We start from the raw sequence: 17,518 nt of genomic DNA, 5'->3' as shown, positions 1-17,518 counted from the left end.
ATGAAAGTTAATATTGCCGAATTTATTATCAGTGCCGTTGGCCCTGATCAGTACCCTGATGATTCCTTGCCAGAGGTTGCTCTGGCAGGGCGTTCCAATGTGGGGAAGTCTTCCCTCATTAACCGAATGATTAACCGTAAGAATCTGGCTCGGACAAGCTCCACGCCTGGTAAGACACAACACATGAACTATTACCGTATCAATGAAGACAGCATGTATTTTGTTGACTTTCCAGGTTACGGGTATGCCAAGGTTTCCAAGACGCAACGCGCGGTATGGGGTAAAATGGTTGAAAAATACCTCTCTGAGCGCGATACGTTGAAGCTTGTTCTGCTTATTGTGGACCTGCGGCATTCGCCTACCAGCAATGATAAGATGATGTTCGACTGGTTGAAGCATTATGATCTTCCTATGTGCGTTGTAGCGACCAAAGCGGATAAAATTCCTAAGACACGCTGGCGAAAGCATATCAAGACCATGAAGCAGGAGCTGGGCGTGCTGCCAGGGGATAATTTTATTCCATTCTCCTCGGAAATTGGTCTCGGCAAAGACGAGCTTTGGGGCTTAATCGATGGGTATATTCGCCCTTCTGAGAATGAATCTCCGGATTCAGAGGATGCTGAAATGATAGCAAATGAATCTCAGCAAGAGGAGTCAACCGAAGCGTAAGATATGAACTCATTTACAATCAAGCAACCATTCCTGGTGGGAATGGTTGTATTTTTTTGTTGATAAAACTAAAATTTCTATGGAAAAGGACCGATAGATAACATATGATAGATATTCATTGCCACATCTTACCCTTTTTGGATGACGGAGCCTCTGATTGGGAAGCTGCTCTTGCCATGGCGCAAGACGCCCACAGAGAAGGGATTACTTCAGTCATCGCCACGCCACATCATGCCAACGGTCAATATATGAATAATGCCCCCAAGATTAAAGAAGCTGTGGAGATGATGAATGAGAGACTTCGTCAGGCTGGTAATCCACTGCTTGTTCTTCCAGGTCAAGAGATCCGTATCTACGGTGAACTTCTGAATGATCTGGAGCGGGGGGAACTGCTGAGTCTTGCAGATTCGCGGTATATTTTACTGGAAATGCCTTCTTCACGAGTACCACGTAACATGGAAGAAATCTGCCACGAGCTGATCATTCAAGGGTTCGTTCCGGTCATCGCCCATCCGGAGCGCAATGCTGAAATAGCTGCTGATCCTTCTAAACTAGAGAGACTGATAGAGCTAGGATCACTTGGGCAGGTAACCGCACAGAGTCTTGCAGGCGTTTTCGGGAATAAGCTACAGAAATTGTCGCTGGAGCTATGCCGTAGAAATGCAGTACATGTGTTGGCCTCTGATGCACATGACAGTGTTCATCGTCCTTTTGGATTAAACGCTGCTTATGTGGTTATGGAGAAAGAATTAGGCCCTGAGATGCGTGACTATGTTCGCGGCAATGCTCAGCAAATTATGACCAATGGCGAGGTTATTCATGGAAAACACGTACAAACAAGGGGAAACCGACAAAAATTGTTTGGATTTTTTTTCCGAAAGGGCTGACTAATCTACCTAATAGTGGTAGAATGGGTTTTATTGGGTGATTTAATGCTATACGTAATAGCGTAGCATTTGGGCGAATTGTTCTAGGTCTATGGTAGTACAGTATTTTAATACATAAGAAGAGGTGGATATTTAGTGACTTTGAAAAAGAAACTAGTAGTATCAACATTAGCAGCAAGTATGGTAGCAGCATCCGTAGCGGGTCTTCCGTTGGGAAGCCTTGGAGCAGTAGGCACAGCATCTGCGGCTACAGTTAGTAGCAGTACAGCAGTTAAGGATAAGGTTCTTGCTGTTTACAAACAATTGACCGCAACAGATGCAGTTTATCTCTACAATTTGAAGACTGAGGTTGCAGCACTGAATGAGAAAGAATTTACAGAAATTTTTGCTCCAGTACTGAACAAGCTTTCACTGGATGGAGAAGAAACAAAAACATCACTTAAATTGTTCCAAAGCGTTACTAGTGTAGTCTACGATGTCTATGGAAATGACTTCTCCGGAATCCAAGTGATCCGTAACGATGACAAAAACATTGCTTTGGTAAGCAAAATTGCAGCTAAAGCGGGTGTGTCTGGACTTACTGTTGATAGTGTTGCTGAATTCTTGAGCAGTATTGAAACAGAACTTCGTGATCTGGTAAGCAGCAAGTCAACTTCAGATTTGTTGGCAATTCTCACATCCGAATCTGGTTACGATACTTTGCTGAATGAAGCTATTGCGAAAGTATTGAGCCATACAACAGGAACAGGAGCACTCACAGTAAGTCAAGCGTTGGACAAGCTTGGAGTTACTGCTAGTGATGTGAAAGAAACACTGAAAAACCTGAACAATAATATTAAATCCGCGAAACCTGCGGCGAAATCACTTGCATTTGCTTATATTAAAGCCTACGGATTAGGCGATAATGGCAACGGTAATGGCAACGGCAACGGTAATGGTAGTAGTGGAAGCGGAAATGGAAGTGTTACAACGCCTGTAGCTCCTGTTCAAACTCCAGGAATCTATGACGTATCTAAGCTCGTAAGCATTGTTGACGGTAAAGCAACCTTGAAATTGGTTGATGCTGATGTAATTAAAGAATTTGATAAACTGGTTGCAGCGAACCCTGGTAAAACTGGTCTTACTTTGACCCTGAATCTGGGAACAGTAAACGCTACTACAGTTGAAGTTCCACTTTCCCAAGCCATTATTGAAGCTGCAAAAGCTAAAGGTATTGCGAATATCGCCGTTACTTTCAACGGTGTAACTGTAACGATTCCTGTAAGCCAATTCAGCACAGCGATTTCATTGACAGTAACTACAGCTAAACCAGAAGTTGTAACTTCCGTTACCAAGCTGAAATTGGCTTCGGATGTGTACGAATTCACACTTAGTGTGAACGGTGTAGTACAAAGCACATTTAAACAACCAATTACTATCAAACTGCCACTTAAGAATACTGATGGTCTTGATAAAGAATTGCTTTCCGTTGGTAAGCTTGTATACGGCGACCTGCAATTCCAAGGTGGAGTTCTTGATGGAGATTTCATCGTAGAACCACGTGATACATTCTCTTCTTACGCAGTACTTGAGAATAAAGTCTCCTTTAATGATATTTCTGCTGTACAAGCATGGGCTGGTAGACAAATTCAAGTCGTAGCTGCTAAAGGTGCGATTGAAGGAGTCGGAGCAGGTAAATTTGCACCGAAGAGCAACGTAACTCGTGCTGAGTTCTCCAAAATGTTGATTCGTGCGCTTAACCTGGAAAACAACTCTGCTGTACAAAGCTTTAGCGATGTAAGTTCAACTGCTTGGTATGCACCATATGTAGCAGTTGCAGCAGAAAAAGGGATTATCACTGGACGCAGTGCGGCCAAATTTGATCCTAATGCAACTATTACACGTGCAGAAATGGCAACAATGATCTCCCGTGCGTTGAAATCTATCAATCCTGATGCAAAAACCGATTCTACTGCAATCAGCAAATTCTCTGATGCTGCTAAGATCAGCGCATCCCTAAGAGATGGCGTAGCGTTTGCAGCAAGCCACAACCTGGTTATCGGAAATGCTGGCAAGTTCAACCCGAACGATACAGCTACCCGTGCTGAAGCAGCAGTAATTATCTACCGTACTATTAACTTCAAGTAAATAAAACTTATAGTATACAGCCTCCTCTCATGTAGGTGAGAGGAGGCGATTTTTTTGCAAATAGGGAAGATTTGAACAGGCATCGAAATATTTCAGAAATAGCTTGGGGGTAATTTCACTTGTCATCACAAGAATTGGATCTTCGCGATTATTTTCAGATCGTCAGGAAGAGACTATGGCTCATTTTCAGCATAGTTGTATTGGTGTGCGGTATTGCTGGTGTATATAGTCTGTATATTAAAAACCCGGTATATGAGGCATCCACGAAGATTATCGTTAACCAAACACCGACGCAGTCAGCGGTGGGGCAGCTTGATTTAAACCAGATTAATACCAATATTCAATTAATTAATACGTATAAGGAAATTATTAAGACTCCGGCCATCCTTGATATTGTTACAAAGGATTATCCGCAATTCAATATTACTGCGGAAGAGCTATTAAAAAAGGTTAATGTGAGTTCCGTAAATAATACGCAGGTGATGACACTTGTCGTTCGAGATAATTCTTATCAGCGGGCTGCTGAAATCGTGAATGCCATTTCACTTGTGTTCAAGGAAGAAATTCCAAGTCTATTTAATGTGGAAAATGTATCGATTCTGAATGAAGCTAAAGTGAATCCAACTGTTGAGCCACGGCCGGTAGAACCAAATGTTTTACTGAACATGGCTATTGCTTTTATCGTCTCTTTGATGATTGGATTAGGGATTGCCTTCCTGCTGGAATATATGGATGACACCCTGAAGACAGAAGCTGATATTGAGAAGTATCTTGGTTTGCCTACCATAGCTATGATTACAAGATTGGGTCAAGATGAAAGCAAGCAAGGTGCCGCACAAACACAGAAACAATCATCCAGAAAGGCGGGGGACCTCGAACATGTCACAGCTTCCAAATAAACAACGCCATCTGATCACCGTTACGAACCCACGCTCTCCTGTCTCTGAAGCATTTCGCGCATTGCGCACGAATATTGATTTTTCTTCTGTAGATCAGACTATTCAAGTGATTATGGTCACTTCATCCGGACCGGAAGAAGGTAAATCTACGGTATCTGCTAACCTGGCGGCAGCTTACGCACAAGCAGATAAAAGAGTATTGTTGATTGACGCCGATTTGCGGAAGCCAACGGCACATAAGACTTTTACACTAAGTAACCGTTTTGGTTTATCCTCCCTACTGTCTCAGCAGGCAGTTCTTGAGGACACTGTCCAAGATTCCGGTGTTAATAATCTTTCAATCATGACCTCTGGACCAATCCCGCCCAACCCGGCGGAAATGATGGCATCTAATCGGATGAGCACTCTTTTACAGGATTTGCGTCAGCGGTATGATGTCATTCTTATTGATACTCCACCACTATTAGCGGTTACGGATGCACAAATTGTGGCCTCCAAGAGTGATGGCGTTATTATGGTTGTCAGCTATGGTAAGGTAAAACGCGATATCGCAGTAAAAGCTAAAGCTAATCTAGATCGTGTAGGTGCAAAAATGCTCGGCGTTGTTCTCAATAATGTAAAACGTAAAGCTAGTGAAGGGTACTATTACTACTACTATGGAAATTGATTTATTCATAATTAAAAATGTTATTTTTGGAGGCACTGAAAATGACAGCGAAATCTAGAGTGATTCTTTTATTCTTCATTGATCTTGCGATCATTTGGTTCAGTATTGTGACATCTTATTTGTTTCGGTACCCTAACCATGCTCTTCAGGAATACGTTGTACAGATGCTGCAATTTGGTTTGATTGCAACATTTGCATTTGGTGGAAGCCTGATATACTTCGGTCTTTACCGAAGAATGTGGCAATATGCCAGCATCGGTGAAATTATATCGGTTTCTAAAGCTATTGTAGTAGGGTCTTTATTTTCATTTGCACTGGCATATCTAATTTTGCCGGATAGAGTACCTCTTGCCATAGAAGTTCGGTCGATGGAGACTATTCTTTTATTAGTAGGTGGAGTCCGATTTTTGTGGAGAGTACTTCATAACGATCGAATCAATTACAAAGACACTAAGACCCATACACTAATTGTAGGTGCTGGTGATTGTGGGATATTAATTGCTCGGGAAATGATGGGATCCTCTTTTGCGCATACCAAATTAGTCGGTTTCATTGATGATAATGCGAATAAATACCATATGTACATTATGGGTGTTCCTGTAATTGGAAATCGTTACGCAATCCCAGCTATTGTGAAAGAAAGAGAAATTCATGAGATAATTATCGCCATGCCCTCTGTTTCACGTACTGAGATTTCTGAAATTATTAATCTTGCCAAAAAGACTGGAGCAAAGCTGAAGATTATACCGGCTCTTAATGATCTGATCGCTGGAAAAATATCAGTTAAGAAACTTCGGGATGTTAGCGTAGAGGATTTATTAGGTCGTGAACCGATCGTAGCTGATTTGAACAGTATTTTAGGTTATGTACATCATAAGACGGTGTTAGTTACGGGGGCTGGCGGCTCTATTGGTTCAGAGTTATGCCGGCAGATTGCTCCTTTTGGTCCGGACAAGCTGATGTTACTTGGACACGGTGAGAACAGTATTTACACGATTGAAATGGAGCTTCGTAAGAGTTTTCCGGAGTTGAACATTGTAACCGTGATAGCAGATGTGCAGGATCGTAGTCGGATGATGGATGTATTCAGTGGCCATAGACCGCATGTAGTCTTTCACGCAGCAGCACATAAACACGTTCCTTTAATGGAGCGTAATCCTTCGGAAGCCATTAAAAATAATGTTTTTGGCACCAAAAATGTTGCGGATTGTGCAGATAAATATGGTGCCGAGAGATTCGTAATGATCTCTTCGGATAAGGCGGTTAACCCAACCAGTGTAATGGGTGCTACTAAACGGATTGCAGAAATGTATGTGCAGAGCCTGCACACTACAAGTCAAACGAAGTTTTCTGCTGTGCGTTTTGGGAATGTTCTTGGCAGTCGTGGTAGTGTAATTCCAGCCTTTAAGCAGCAGATCGCTGCCGGAGGTCCAGTCACTGTCACTCATCCAGAAATGGTGCGTTATTTCATGACGATTCCGGAAGCTGTTCAGCTTGTCATCCAATCTGGTTCTTTCGCCAAAGGCGGAGAAGTGTTCATTCTGGATATGGGAGAGCCGGTTAAGATTCTAACGTTGGCGGAAGACTTAATTACGCTCTCTGGATATGAACCTTATAAGGACATTGATATTCATTTCTCCGGTATTCGTGAGGGTGAGAAGTTATATGAAGAGTTGCTTACAGATGAAGAAAATCTAGGTTCTACAGATCATGGAAGAATTTTCATTGGTAGACCTAATGTAATAAGTCTGAATCAGTTAGAGTTGGAGTTTAAACGATTGGAACGTGTTCTCGCTGAGGAACCAGAAGTTATCCGCGAAATAATCAATCAGATTGTACCGATGCAGCCCGTTGCCCAAGTCGCTATTAGCTAAGTAATTCATAAAGGAGGATATAAAGTGTTCAACAAACGATGGAAAAAGATCCTTTTATGGACGCTGTCAGTAATTGTAGTACTGGGTGTTGGCGGCTTGTTCGCTGCGAATTATGCTGTCGATAAGCTGATGAATTCAATGGTAGATGGTTTTGATCTGGAGTCTGAGGATAATGTTGGTGGTGGTCAGGATCACGGAACAGCGCCAACTGATACAGTTGATGATAGTAATGTCGATCCTGTAGAGTCCGCGGTGCCTACTACTCCACCAGCAAATGATGAGGGAAGTAGTAATCAAAGTAGTGAAAATAACGATAAACCTAGTGGAGAAACAACAGCTTCTACTACTAGTGAACCGACCAAAGCTCCATCTTCAGAACAAAAAGATGGTTATACAGCACAGGTCTCCACGGATAAAGCTAAGCAAATTCAAGAGAATGTAACGATTAAGGATAAAGCTGATGTAGCTTCTATCGTACTTGGTCAACTTAGTGTATCAGATATTAATCGTCTTAAAGATTTGGCAAAGGGTGGCTTAACGACTGATGAGAAACGTGAAGCACGTAGTATCATCCTAGGTAAAGTATCTACAGAGCAATACAATGAGCTATCTCAAATTGCTAAGAAGTACGGCGTTAGTCAAGGGAAGACACGTGACCAAATCATTACCGAAGAAGAACAATTAAAAGCTAAAGAAAAGGGAAGTGAATAAATATGACTAAAGCAACACTATCAGTCGTAGCTTTATCATTAGTTGCTTCAATTGGGTTAGCACCATTAACAGCATCCGCACCTATATCTGTATCAGCAGCGGCTGCGGTACCGAGTGCAACGCCTAAGGCTGCAAATAATACGATTAAAGTGCAAAGTATGAACGTGAATATGATTTTTGATGGCGTGAGTATTCAGCCACCCGCAGGCCAGTATGTATTCATGTACAACAATACAACGTATGTTCCATTGCGCTTTATGTCATATGCTTTACAGAAGAGTGTAGTTTGGGATGCTAAAAACGTTAAAGTTACCGTAGCAGAGCCTAGTAGCTCAGAGCTAGTTGTGATTAAAGAATATCTAATGAATGCAAAGAACGGGAATAGTACTTCAGCAGCAGCAAAGAATATTGTCCTCAATCAAGTTAAGGCAAGTTATGTATTTAACGATGCAATCAAGGCTTTGCCTACAGGTCAATCCAGCTTCATCCTGAATGGTTCTTTATATGTGCCTCTACGTTTTTTATCGGAATCTGTAGGTCATAACATTAGCTGGGATCAGAAGACGAAGACCATTACTGCAGCTTCCAAGGCTTATCAGGAACAAGCCCCTAATGGGTCGACAAACAATGACAATGGCAAGGACCCATCTCCAGTAGCGACACCAGCGCCAACGGATACAACAGGTGCAGCAGGTGGTGGTTCTGCAGGAACTGGAAAGGTTTCATATGAAACTATCACTAGTGATACAGAAGCCAAGCTTACGGCGCTTAAAAATCAAAGCCAATCGACATTAATGAGTATTGCATTTGAGTATGTTGGAGCAACAGATGAGGCGAGTAAGAAAAGTATAAAAGCTAAAGGGGTACAACAACTAGCCTCATTCACTGCTAGCTTCAATAGTATAGTTGCTGATGCTGAACAAAAACTGAACAGCAATGGGTACAGTACAGAAATTATTAGTCAATATAAAAGTGAATTTGAATCACAGCTTCAGTTAGGGAAAGATCTGGCTGCGGGAATGGCGGATTAAATATCCGCTGTTTCTTTATCAATATATATGCAGAGGTTGAGTGATGGATGAAGCCTTACTTAGTTGTAAAAAAAACACTTGATTGGATCACTGCTTGTTTTTTAATCATTTTATCTTCACCTATCATGTTAGCAGCAACTATAGCTATCAAGATTGGTTCGAAAGGTCCTGTTTTATTTCGTCAGAAGCGACCTGGTAAGATGGGAAAGATATTTACAGTGTATAAGTTCAGAACAATGTCATTAGAGACTGACCAAGATGGAAATCTATTACCTGACATACTAAGAATGACTAGAGTAGGTTCCTTTTTGAGAAAATGTAGTATAGATGAATTGCCGCAATTATTCAATATTCTCAAAGGCGACATGAGCTTTATTGGTCCCCGTCCTTTACTAGTGCAATATCTTAAACATTATACTCCTGAACAAAATCGTAGACATGAAGTGGTCCCTGGCATTTCTGGGTGGGCCCAGGTGAACGGTAGGAATACCATCAGTTGGGAAGAAAAATTTCAATATGACGTTTGGTATGTAGATCATATTAGTCTCAGTTTGGATACTAAAATTGTCTTTAAAACCATAAAAAACGTTCTAGTAAGAGAAGGAATAAATAATTCTCAGAATGATACTATGCCTGTTTTTTCTAATTCGAGAAATGTATGAAAGCTTATATAAAGTAAAGAAAGAGGCTTGAATATGTATAATATATTATTTACTAGTGCTGGAAGAAGAGTTGAACTTATACAGCAATTCATTAATGCAAGAAATAAGAAGAATATCATTGGAAATATACTTTGTGCTGATTTAAGTGAATTAGCACCTACATTATATTTTACTGATAAGGCAATTAACTTGCCATCGTTAAACAGTCCTCAATATATCAATGAATTGTTAGATGTTTGTATTAAGGAAAATGTGAACTTAATAATTCCTACAATTGATACTGAACTTGAAATAATGCTTGAGAATGTATTTTTGTTTAAGGAACATAATGTAGAAATATTGATTTCAAATGAAAATACAATACGAGTTTCTCAAGATAAAATGAAGACTTTTAAATTTTTTGACTCGCTAGGACTCTACACACCAAAAAGTTATATCGCTGGGATGGAATATACGGGCACTGTTCCTTGTTTCATTAAACCACTTTCCGGAAGTTCAAGTGTCAATGCATTCAAGGTTCAAAACTATAAAGAATTGGAATTTTTTAAATATTATATTAATGATTATATCATTCAAGATTTAATTGAAGGTGAAGAGTTCACTATCGATGTTTTTTGTGATTTCGAAGGGAAGCCAATTTATATTACTTCTCGTTTGAGAATTGCTACCCGCAGTGGTGAGGTGTTAAAGACTAAAATAGTAAGTGATCCAATATTAACAAACCAAATTATTAGAATTATCGATGAGCTTAAACCTAAAGGGCCATTGACCATTCAGGCAATTAAGAATAGGAATGATGGAGAATATTATTTTATTGAGATTAATGCTCGTTTTGGAGGAGGATGTCCTTTAAGTATGATAGCAGGTGCGAATTCAGCTTGGGCGTTATACGATCTTCTTGAAGGAAAGCATCTTATTTATAGTGAAGAAGCCGCCCAAGTAGATTTAGTATTTTTAAGATTTGATCAGAATATTGTAATAAAACAAGGGGATAACGATCATTATGCAATACCCTAAAGCCGTTATATTTGATCTCGATGACACCCTCTATCAAGAAGAAGAATATGTGAAAAGTGGTTTTTTACATGTTTCTAGATTTATTAGTGAAAAAACTTCACTTGATAAAAATTATGTATTTGAACAATTTTTTTTACTATTTAAAGAAGATAAAAGCGATGTCTTTAAACGTTTTTTAGACATTCATAGTTTACGAAATTCACAATTAGAAACGCAGATGATTCATGAATATAGGTTTCACCTACCAATGCTCACTCTAGCTCGCAAAAATATAGAGTTACTAGAATGGCTGAGAGAAAAAGGAATGCATATTGGGATTATAACAGATGGAAGGCCAGAAGGGCAGCGAAGCAAGATTGAGGCTCTTCTTTTGCATAAATATTGCGACTATATCATTGTTACAGATGAACTAGGAGGAATTGAATTCCGTAAGCCTAACGAGACGGCATTCATTAATATGCTCAGGCACTTTAACATTAAACCTGAAGAGTCTATTTATGTCGGAGATAATCCTGCAAAGGATTTTGTGGCAGGAAATAAATTGGGAATACATACAATTATGTTGGAAAATAAGGAAAGCATTCACCCACAAGTAGTAGGAGATTCATCATTTTATGCGAAAACATCTATTCAGGATCTTTATGAACTTAAGCACATACTAGAAAGTTAGAAAGTTGGTAGAGTTATGAAAAAAGACAGAATATTTCTTTCCCCACCTCATATGAGTGGGAGTGAAATGAAGTACATACAAGAAGCGTTTGATACTAACTGGATTGCTCCCCTGGGGACAAATGTGGATAAATTTGAAGAAGAACTATGCGAGTACGTAGGCGTAGATCATGGGCTGGCTTTATCTTCTGGCACAGCAGGTATTCATTTAGCACTGAAGTATTTTGGTGTCGGTCCAGGAGATTATGTGTTTTGCTCAGACCTAACCTTCGCAGGAAGCTGTAACCCCATTCTATATCAGTATGCTAATCCAGTATTTATTGACTCTGAACCGGAAACTTGGAATATGTCTCCTATAGCTCTGGAGAAAGCATTTGAGTGGGCTAAAAAAGAAAATAAAATGCCTAAGGCAGTTATTATAGTTGACTTATATGGTCAGAGCGCTGATTATGATTTGCTACTTCCGATATGTGAACAATATGGTGTTCCAGTTATAGAGGATGCGGCTGAAGCGCTAGGTGCAACGTACAAAGGTAAGAAATGCGGCTCATTTGGGCATATTGGTATTTTTTCATTTAATGGTAACAAAATTATTACCACATCAGGTGGAGGTATGGTTGTTTCCAATGATGAAGATGCTATAAAGAAAATGCGATTTTGGGCGACTCAATCAAGAGAGTCGGCAAAACATTATGAACATAAGGAAGTTGGATATAATTATCGGATGTCCAATGTTTGTGCAGGGATAGGAAGAGGACAATTAGAAGGATTAGACTTCTTTATCCAGCAACGTAAGTCTATTAATAATTTGTATAAGGAGAGCTTTGTAGATATCCCTGTTTCTTTTATGCCAATATCCAGTAATGGACTTCCAAACTTTTGGTTATCTGTGATTACTATTGTTGATAGTACAATAATTACGACGAATGATGTTATTAATACACTTGAAGAGTTTAACATTGAATCTCGCCCTGTATGGAAACCGATGCATTTACAGCCCTTGTTTAAAGAGTGTTTATTTTTTACTCATGAAAACGATTTTTCAGGAAGTTTATTTGAAACAGGGATTTGCTTGCCCTCTGGAACTGCAATGAATCGTGAACAACTAGAAAGTATTATTGCTGTTATAAAAAAGATAATGAGACAGATAAACTGAATGATAAAAATGAGTGAGTCAGATAAGTAATAAATATGATAGGAAGTTATATCAATGAAAAAAATACTGATATTAGCAAATAATGATATAGGATTATATAAATTTAGAAAAGAAATTATACAAGAATTGATTAAAGAATATAAAGTATTCATATCACTACCTTATGGAGAATTTATCCCGAAACTCGAAGAATTGGGATGTGAATATATTGAAACTTCGATAAATAGACGTGGAACTAATCCATTAACAGACTTTAAATTGTTTTACAAATATAAAGATATTATAAAAAAAATTAAACCAGACGTGGTGTTAACGTATACAATTAAGCCGAATGTTTATGGTGGTATGGCGTGTAGAATGGAACGTGTACCTTACATAACTAACATAACAGGTTTAGGTTCCGCAATAGAGAACGGTGGAATAATGCAAAGGATAGGTTTATTTTTATATAAAACCTCACTAAAAAAAGCTAGTTGTGTTTTTTTTCAAAACAAAGAGAATCAACAGTTTTTTCGAAGTATGAGAGTTATTGAGAATAATGATAGATTAATCCCAGGATCGGGAGTAAACCTGAATGAATATAAATTGTTAGATTATCCTCCAGACGACAAGATCCATTTTTTATTTATCGCACGAATTATGAAAGAAAAGGGGATAGAACAATATTTAGATGCTGCAAAACATATACGAGAGAAATATCAAAATACAGTCTTTCATATTCTGGGTTTCTGTGAAGAGGCTTACGAGAATAGGTTGAAGGATATGGAAGATAGCGGATTAATAAAATACCATGGAATGCAGAACGATGTGCGTGATTTTCATCAAATCTCACATTGTACAATTCATCCAACATACTATCCGGAAGGTATGTCTAATGTGTTACTTGAGAGTGCAGCCTGTGGTAGACCAGTTATTACAACTAATAGGAGTGGATGTCGTGAAATCGTAGATGATACGATTAACGGATACATTGTAGAGCAGCAGAATAGTCAAGATTTAATTGATCAAATTGAGAAATTTATAGCTTTAGATTATGAAATTAAGAAAAAGATGGGCTTAGCTAGTAGAGAAAAAGTTGAAAAAGAATTTGATAAGAAAATTGTTGTTAAAGCTTACTTAGATGAAATTAAGAAGGCTTGAGGTGATTTAGAATGGATTATAAAAAAATTATCAAAAATCAAAAGGTTCGTTTGATGATATTGAATGCGCTCAATTTTGTTCCAGATAAATTAATGATAAAGGTCCAATATAAAATTAAAACTGGTAAAAAACTCGATTTGGAAAAACCTAAAAGATACACTGAGAAACTTCAGTGGTACAAGATATTTTATAGAGATCCAATTATGGCACAATGTGCTGACAAATACAGTGTTAGAGAATATGTAAAGTCTAAAGGACTCAGTGATATTCTTAATGTAATGTATAGAGTTTATGACGATGTATCAGAAATCGATTTAAATGAGTTGCCCAACGAATTTGTACTTAAAACTACAAATGGAGGTGGAGGTAATAATGTAATACTTTGCAGAGATAAAAGGACATTTGATGATAAGGAAAATAAACGATTACTTACTTCATGGCTTCAACCCAAGAAGAAAAATGGCGGAAGAGAATGGGTATATTATAATTCAAAAGTTAAAATTATAGCTGAGAGACTATTACCTTTAGATGAAAATAATGATCTGCCAGATTATAAGTTTTTTTGTTTTTACGGAAAAGTATATTGTCTATACACAATGATAGATTATACAGAAAATCACAGCAATGGAAAGCTAGGGTTCTATGATTCGAATTTTAATAAACTACCATATAGAAGAATGGATTTTATGCCGATAGACAAATATTTGGAAATGCCAAAAAACTTTAAAAGAATGATAGAAATTGCTGAGCTTCTGTCAAAAGATTTCCCTCATGTTAGAGTAGATTTATACAATATTAATGGTGAAATAATATTCGGTGAATTGACGTTTTTCAATGCTAGTGGATATACGAAATTTGAACCAGATGAGTTTGATTTTATCTTAGGTGAGCAGTTTAATCTTCCACTTAAGAATGTATAGGAGGTAGAAATTTTGAGTAATCCAATGATAACTGTTGTAACGCCTACTTACAATAGGGCATACACACTTGAAAATAGTTATAATTCGTTAAGAAAACAAACATGTAAATCATTTATATGGATGATTATAGATGATGGATCAAAAGATGAAACAGAAAGTTTAGTTGGAGAGTGGATTAAGCAAGAAACAGATTTTAAAATTATATACCTAAAAAAAGAAAATGGAGGTAAAGCATCAGCTTTGAATTTATCTTTCAATAGGGTTTACACTGATTATTATGTATGCTTAGATTCAGATGATACTTTTACTTCTAACGCTATAGACATTGCAATTAAGCGTTTAGATGAGATTAAATATGACAAGAAATACTGTGGTATTCTTGCGTTGAGAACTAAACCAAATGGGCAAGTTCTAGGTGGGAAACAAATACCTTCTGAGGTTAAAGATATTACTTTAAGTGATTTAACTAATAAATATGAAATTAAATCCGAACTGATTTGTTTTTATAAGACGCATATGGTAATGAAATATCGATTTCCTGAAATTGATGGGGAAAAATTCATCTCACCAGCGTATTTAGAACATAGAATTGGTAAGGATTACAAATATCTTGCGTCTAGAGAATCCTATTGTATTTGTGAGTATTTACCTGACGGGTTAACTAGAAATAAAATAGAGGTAATAATTAAAAATCCCAAAGGTTATACATTAGTAATACGTGAAGCATTTGAAGTTTCTACAAATTTTATTATTAAAAGTAAGCATTGTGTTATGTACATTGCCGGTTGTATTTTAAGTGGGGATAAAGAATGTATTAGAAATTCTCCAAATAAAAAAATGACGACTCTCTATTATCCATTGGGGTGGATAGCTTATAAAATACGTTTTGGTGCGATTGCTTCAAAAATTCAATAAAGGATTTATCGAATATTGATCTTAAAATAACTCCTTAAATAAAACTCATAGTTTAGCATATGTGAGATTCTAGTTGAAACGACCATTTAAATTTATTGTGTAAAGGGAAAGGTTAACTTATGGGATATATTATTACATGTTTTATCATCATTGTGAATTTACTGGGAACTACAGTCAAAAAAAATTCCAAAATAATTATTTGTTTATCAATTATTGCAATGTGGGTTTTATTTGGATGGAATAACAATAATCCCGATTATGTTAATTATTTTCGTTCCTATAACGTAATATATTTTAGTCATGGTCTCACATTAACAGGAAGAGATATTGGCTTTAAGTTGTTGATGAATATCTCCAGTCTAATAGGTCTTGATTATAAGGGTTTTTTGATTATAACATCAATTGTTGGAATATTATTAATACATAGCACTGTGAAAAAATATTCAACAAATTCTAGTTTTGTGTATTTACTATATTTTATATATCCTTTCTTCCTGGATGTTGTACAAGTAAGGAACTTCTTAATGATGGCTATTATTATTTATAGTATAAGATTTTTATTGCAAGATTCTAAATATTCTAACTTAAAGTATTTCCTGTTTAACATGGTTGCTGTTCTAATGCACTCAGCTGCAATTTTATATTTACCCCTATTGTTTATAAAAAAGAATAATAAGAATAATCTAATAAAAGGGGTAGTCCTATTTTGTTTTCTTTTTTCAATAATCATATTTTTGAATGGCAATGAAATTCCTTTTATAAAAGATATAATGCGATTATTTATTGACAATCAATATATTATATCGTGGTTTGATAAGAAAACTGAATATGGTTTTTTATTATTCTGGGGAATGCACTTCCTGTCTTTTTTTATGATAAGAGCTTCGAGAAATCTTGTTCTTACCAATAGTGATAAATTAAATCCAATTCATATTAAATTTGTGAATATTACTTATTGGGTATTCGTGATTGGATTTATTTGGTTCCCTTTTTATATGGTTTCTATAGAATTCACAAGATTAATGAGAAATTTATTTTTACTTAACTACATATCCTTTACTATTACTAACAAAGCGATTTCTCAAAGTAGAATAGAATCGAAAGTTATTTATAATACTTTTGTTTTTGCGTATACTTTATGTTTTTTTATAATTCAAATATATAGTCCACACTTTGAAGATGTCTTTGTAAAAATATTGGAAAATAATTATCTATGGCAATGAGTTGAAATATTTATCTGATGGGGTGAGGAAGAATGAAAGTAGCTTTCGTAATATTACATTATATGACAACGGAAGATACTGTTGATTGTGTTAATTCTATTTTACAGAATATATCATACAAAGATTACGAAATTATCATAGTGAATAATGGTTCTGCTAATGACAGCAGTATGTTATTACACCAAGCGTATGATAATAATATAAAGGTACATATTATCGATTCAAAAGTTAATCTAGGTTTTGCTAAAGGCAATAATTTAGGATTCATCTATGCGAAAAAGATAATGGATATTGATTTTGTTATTATGATAAATAACGATACAATCATTAATCAAGATAACTTTATAGAAATAGTTATTAAAAAATATAAAGCACATAAATTTGATATATTAGGTCCTGATATTATTTCTTTGATAGATAATAGCCATCAAAATCCATACGGAATAGTAAATTATAGTCTAAATGAAAGGAAATTAAAGAAGGTAATATTTAAATATAATATATTCATATTATTTAATTATTTGAATTTAGATCAAATGATGAAAAAAACATTTAAGATTATGCGCAAGAAAAGAAATGAAACTGTTAGTAATAATGAAAACTATAAATATGAGCAAAGCAATGTTAGACTTCATGGGAGTTGTCTTATTTTTTCTCCAGACTATGTGAAAAAATACAATGGCTTATATGATAAAACCTTTTTATATATGGAGGAAGATATACTATATTACATATCAAAAAAAGAGGGGTTGAAGATGATTTATAGTCCTTCTGTTAAAATATTACACAAAGAGGATTCTTCTACTAATACATTATTTGACAATAAAGTTATGAAAAGAAGATTTATATATAAGAATATTAGAAAATCAGCAATAGAATTTTTGAAAATTATTAAAGATGATCAAATATATAAAATGAATATATTAGATTAGGTATTTATGCATGCAAACT

At 36.4% G+C, this 17,518-nt stretch carries 17 protein-coding genes; all 17 read left to right on the top strand.

Features of this window, described 5'->3' with window-relative positions; translation table 11 throughout:
* The 17 genes from yihA (at position 1) to NSQ91_RS25725 (ending at position 17,499) form a co-directional block, all read left to right on the top strand.
* Positions 1-669, top strand: coding sequence for a ribosome biogenesis GTP-binding protein YihA/YsxC (yihA, locus tag NSQ91_RS25805; RefSeq protein WP_076305566.1), 669 nt, complete (start codon positions 1-3; stop codon positions 667-669).
* A 104-nt stretch (positions 670-773) separates the two neighbouring features.
* Complete coding sequence (locus NSQ91_RS25800; protein WP_076137818.1) at positions 774-1,556, top strand: tyrosine-protein phosphatase; 783 nt, start codon at positions 774-776, stop codon at positions 1,554-1,556.
* 135 nt (positions 1,557-1,691) lie between these two features.
* Entirely contained in the window at positions 1,692-3,683 is a 1,992-nt protein-coding gene (locus tag NSQ91_RS25795; RefSeq protein WP_076305567.1) for an S-layer homology domain-containing protein, read from the top strand.
* A gap of 119 nt (positions 3,684-3,802) precedes the next feature.
* Positions 3,803-4,582, top strand: a complete 780-nt coding sequence (locus tag NSQ91_RS25790; protein WP_036685072.1) for a YveK family protein — start codon at positions 3,803-3,805, stop codon at positions 4,580-4,582.
* Positions 4,563-5,249, top strand: a complete 687-nt coding sequence (locus tag NSQ91_RS25785) for a CpsD/CapB family tyrosine-protein kinase (protein ID WP_036685074.1) — start codon at positions 4,563-4,565, stop codon at positions 5,247-5,249. The genes NSQ91_RS25790 and NSQ91_RS25785 overlap by 20 nt, the downstream gene beginning before the upstream one ends.
* 41 nt (positions 5,250-5,290) lie before the next feature.
* On the top strand, positions 5,291-7,123 hold the full coding sequence (locus tag NSQ91_RS25780) for a polysaccharide biosynthesis protein (protein WP_076305568.1): 1,833 nt from the start codon (positions 5,291-5,293) through the stop codon (positions 7,121-7,123).
* A gap of 24 nt (positions 7,124-7,147) precedes the next feature.
* A complete protein-coding gene (locus tag NSQ91_RS25775; RefSeq protein ID WP_076129423.1) occupies positions 7,148-7,834 on the top strand; it encodes a hypothetical protein in 687 nt (228 codons plus the stop codon).
* Positions 7,835-7,836: 2 nt separating this feature from the next.
* Positions 7,837-8,865: a copper amine oxidase N-terminal domain-containing protein gene (locus NSQ91_RS25770; protein ID WP_076305569.1), complete on the top strand. Its 1,029-nt coding sequence runs from the start codon at positions 7,837-7,839 to the stop codon at positions 8,863-8,865.
* A 47-nt stretch (positions 8,866-8,912) separates the two neighbouring features.
* Positions 8,913-9,527 carry a sugar transferase gene (locus tag NSQ91_RS25765; protein ID WP_076305570.1) on the top strand — a complete coding sequence of 205 codons (615 nt, stop codon included), beginning with the start codon at positions 8,913-8,915 and terminating at the stop codon, positions 9,525-9,527.
* A 33-nt stretch (positions 9,528-9,560) separates the two neighbouring features.
* Positions 9,561-10,544, top strand: coding sequence for an ATP-grasp domain-containing protein (locus NSQ91_RS25760; protein ID WP_076305571.1), 984 nt, complete (start codon positions 9,561-9,563; stop codon positions 10,542-10,544).
* Positions 10,531-11,214, top strand: coding sequence for an HAD family hydrolase (locus tag NSQ91_RS25755; RefSeq protein WP_076305572.1), 684 nt, complete (start codon positions 10,531-10,533; stop codon positions 11,212-11,214). The genes NSQ91_RS25760 and NSQ91_RS25755 overlap by 14 nt, the downstream gene beginning before the upstream one ends.
* A 15-nt stretch (positions 11,215-11,229) precedes the next feature.
* Positions 11,230-12,369: a DegT/DnrJ/EryC1/StrS family aminotransferase gene (locus NSQ91_RS25750; protein ID WP_076305573.1), complete on the top strand. Its 1,140-nt coding sequence runs from the start codon at positions 11,230-11,232 to the stop codon at positions 12,367-12,369.
* A 54-nt stretch (positions 12,370-12,423) separates the two neighbouring features.
* The gene (locus NSQ91_RS25745; RefSeq protein WP_248549659.1) at positions 12,424-13,509 is read left to right on the top strand and encodes a glycosyltransferase family 4 protein; all 1,086 of its coding nucleotides are present in this window, start codon (positions 12,424-12,426) and stop codon (positions 13,507-13,509) included.
* An 11-nt stretch (positions 13,510-13,520) separates the two neighbouring features.
* Entirely contained in the window at positions 13,521-14,429 is a 909-nt protein-coding gene (locus NSQ91_RS25740; protein ID WP_081391991.1) for an ATP-grasp fold amidoligase family protein, read from the top strand.
* A gap of 12 nt (positions 14,430-14,441) precedes the next feature.
* Positions 14,442-15,344, top strand: a complete 903-nt coding sequence (locus NSQ91_RS25735; RefSeq protein ID WP_081391992.1) for a glycosyltransferase family 2 protein — start codon at positions 14,442-14,444, stop codon at positions 15,342-15,344.
* Between the two features lie 119 nt (positions 15,345-15,463).
* Positions 15,464-16,567, top strand: coding sequence for an EpsG family protein (locus NSQ91_RS25730; RefSeq protein WP_076305575.1), 1,104 nt, complete (start codon positions 15,464-15,466; stop codon positions 16,565-16,567).
* A gap of 32 nt (positions 16,568-16,599) precedes the next feature.
* Positions 16,600-17,499 (top strand): glycosyltransferase family 2 protein, encoded by a 900-nt coding sequence (locus NSQ91_RS25725; protein WP_282580026.1) that lies wholly within the window; start codon positions 16,600-16,602, stop codon positions 17,497-17,499.
* The last annotated feature ends 19 nt before the right edge of the window (positions 17,500-17,518 follow it).

The organism is Paenibacillus sp. FSL R7-0048 (assembly GCF_038004505.1).
Classification (GTDB): Bacteria; Bacillota; Bacilli; order Paenibacillales; family Paenibacillaceae; genus Paenibacillus_AQ; species Paenibacillus_AQ odorifer.
The sequence above is the reverse complement of the archived record's forward strand: the minus strand, read 5'-3'. Positions and strand labels throughout refer to the sequence as shown.

Coding starts and splice junctions, on each gene's coding strand:
- yihA (WP_076305566.1), top strand. CDS start 1: ATGAAAGTTAATATTGCCGAATTTATTATCAGTGCCGTTGGCCCTGAT.
- NSQ91_RS25800 (WP_076137818.1), top strand. CDS start 774: ATGATAGATATTCATTGCCACATCTTACCCTTTTTGGATGACGGAGCC.
- NSQ91_RS25785 (WP_036685074.1), top strand. CDS start 4,563: ATGTCACAGCTTCCAAATAAACAACGCCATCTGATCACCGTTACGAAC.
- NSQ91_RS25780 (WP_076305568.1), top strand. CDS start 5,291: ATGACAGCGAAATCTAGAGTGATTCTTTTATTCTTCATTGATCTTGCG.
- NSQ91_RS25770 (WP_076305569.1), top strand. CDS start 7,837: ATGACTAAAGCAACACTATCAGTCGTAGCTTTATCATTAGTTGCTTCA.
- NSQ91_RS25765 (WP_076305570.1), top strand. CDS start 8,913: ATGAAGCCTTACTTAGTTGTAAAAAAAACACTTGATTGGATCACTGCT.
- NSQ91_RS25760 (WP_076305571.1), top strand. CDS start 9,561: ATGTATAATATATTATTTACTAGTGCTGGAAGAAGAGTTGAACTTATA.
- NSQ91_RS25755 (WP_076305572.1), top strand. CDS start 10,531: ATGCAATACCCTAAAGCCGTTATATTTGATCTCGATGACACCCTCTAT.
- NSQ91_RS25750 (WP_076305573.1), top strand. CDS start 11,230: ATGAAAAAAGACAGAATATTTCTTTCCCCACCTCATATGAGTGGGAGT.
- NSQ91_RS25745 (WP_248549659.1), top strand. CDS start 12,424: ATGAAAAAAATACTGATATTAGCAAATAATGATATAGGATTATATAAA.
- NSQ91_RS25740 (WP_081391991.1), top strand. CDS start 13,521: ATGGATTATAAAAAAATTATCAAAAATCAAAAGGTTCGTTTGATGATA.
- NSQ91_RS25730 (WP_076305575.1), top strand. CDS start 15,464: ATGGGATATATTATTACATGTTTTATCATCATTGTGAATTTACTGGGA.
- NSQ91_RS25725 (WP_282580026.1), top strand. CDS start 16,600: ATGAAAGTAGCTTTCGTAATATTACATTATATGACAACGGAAGATACT.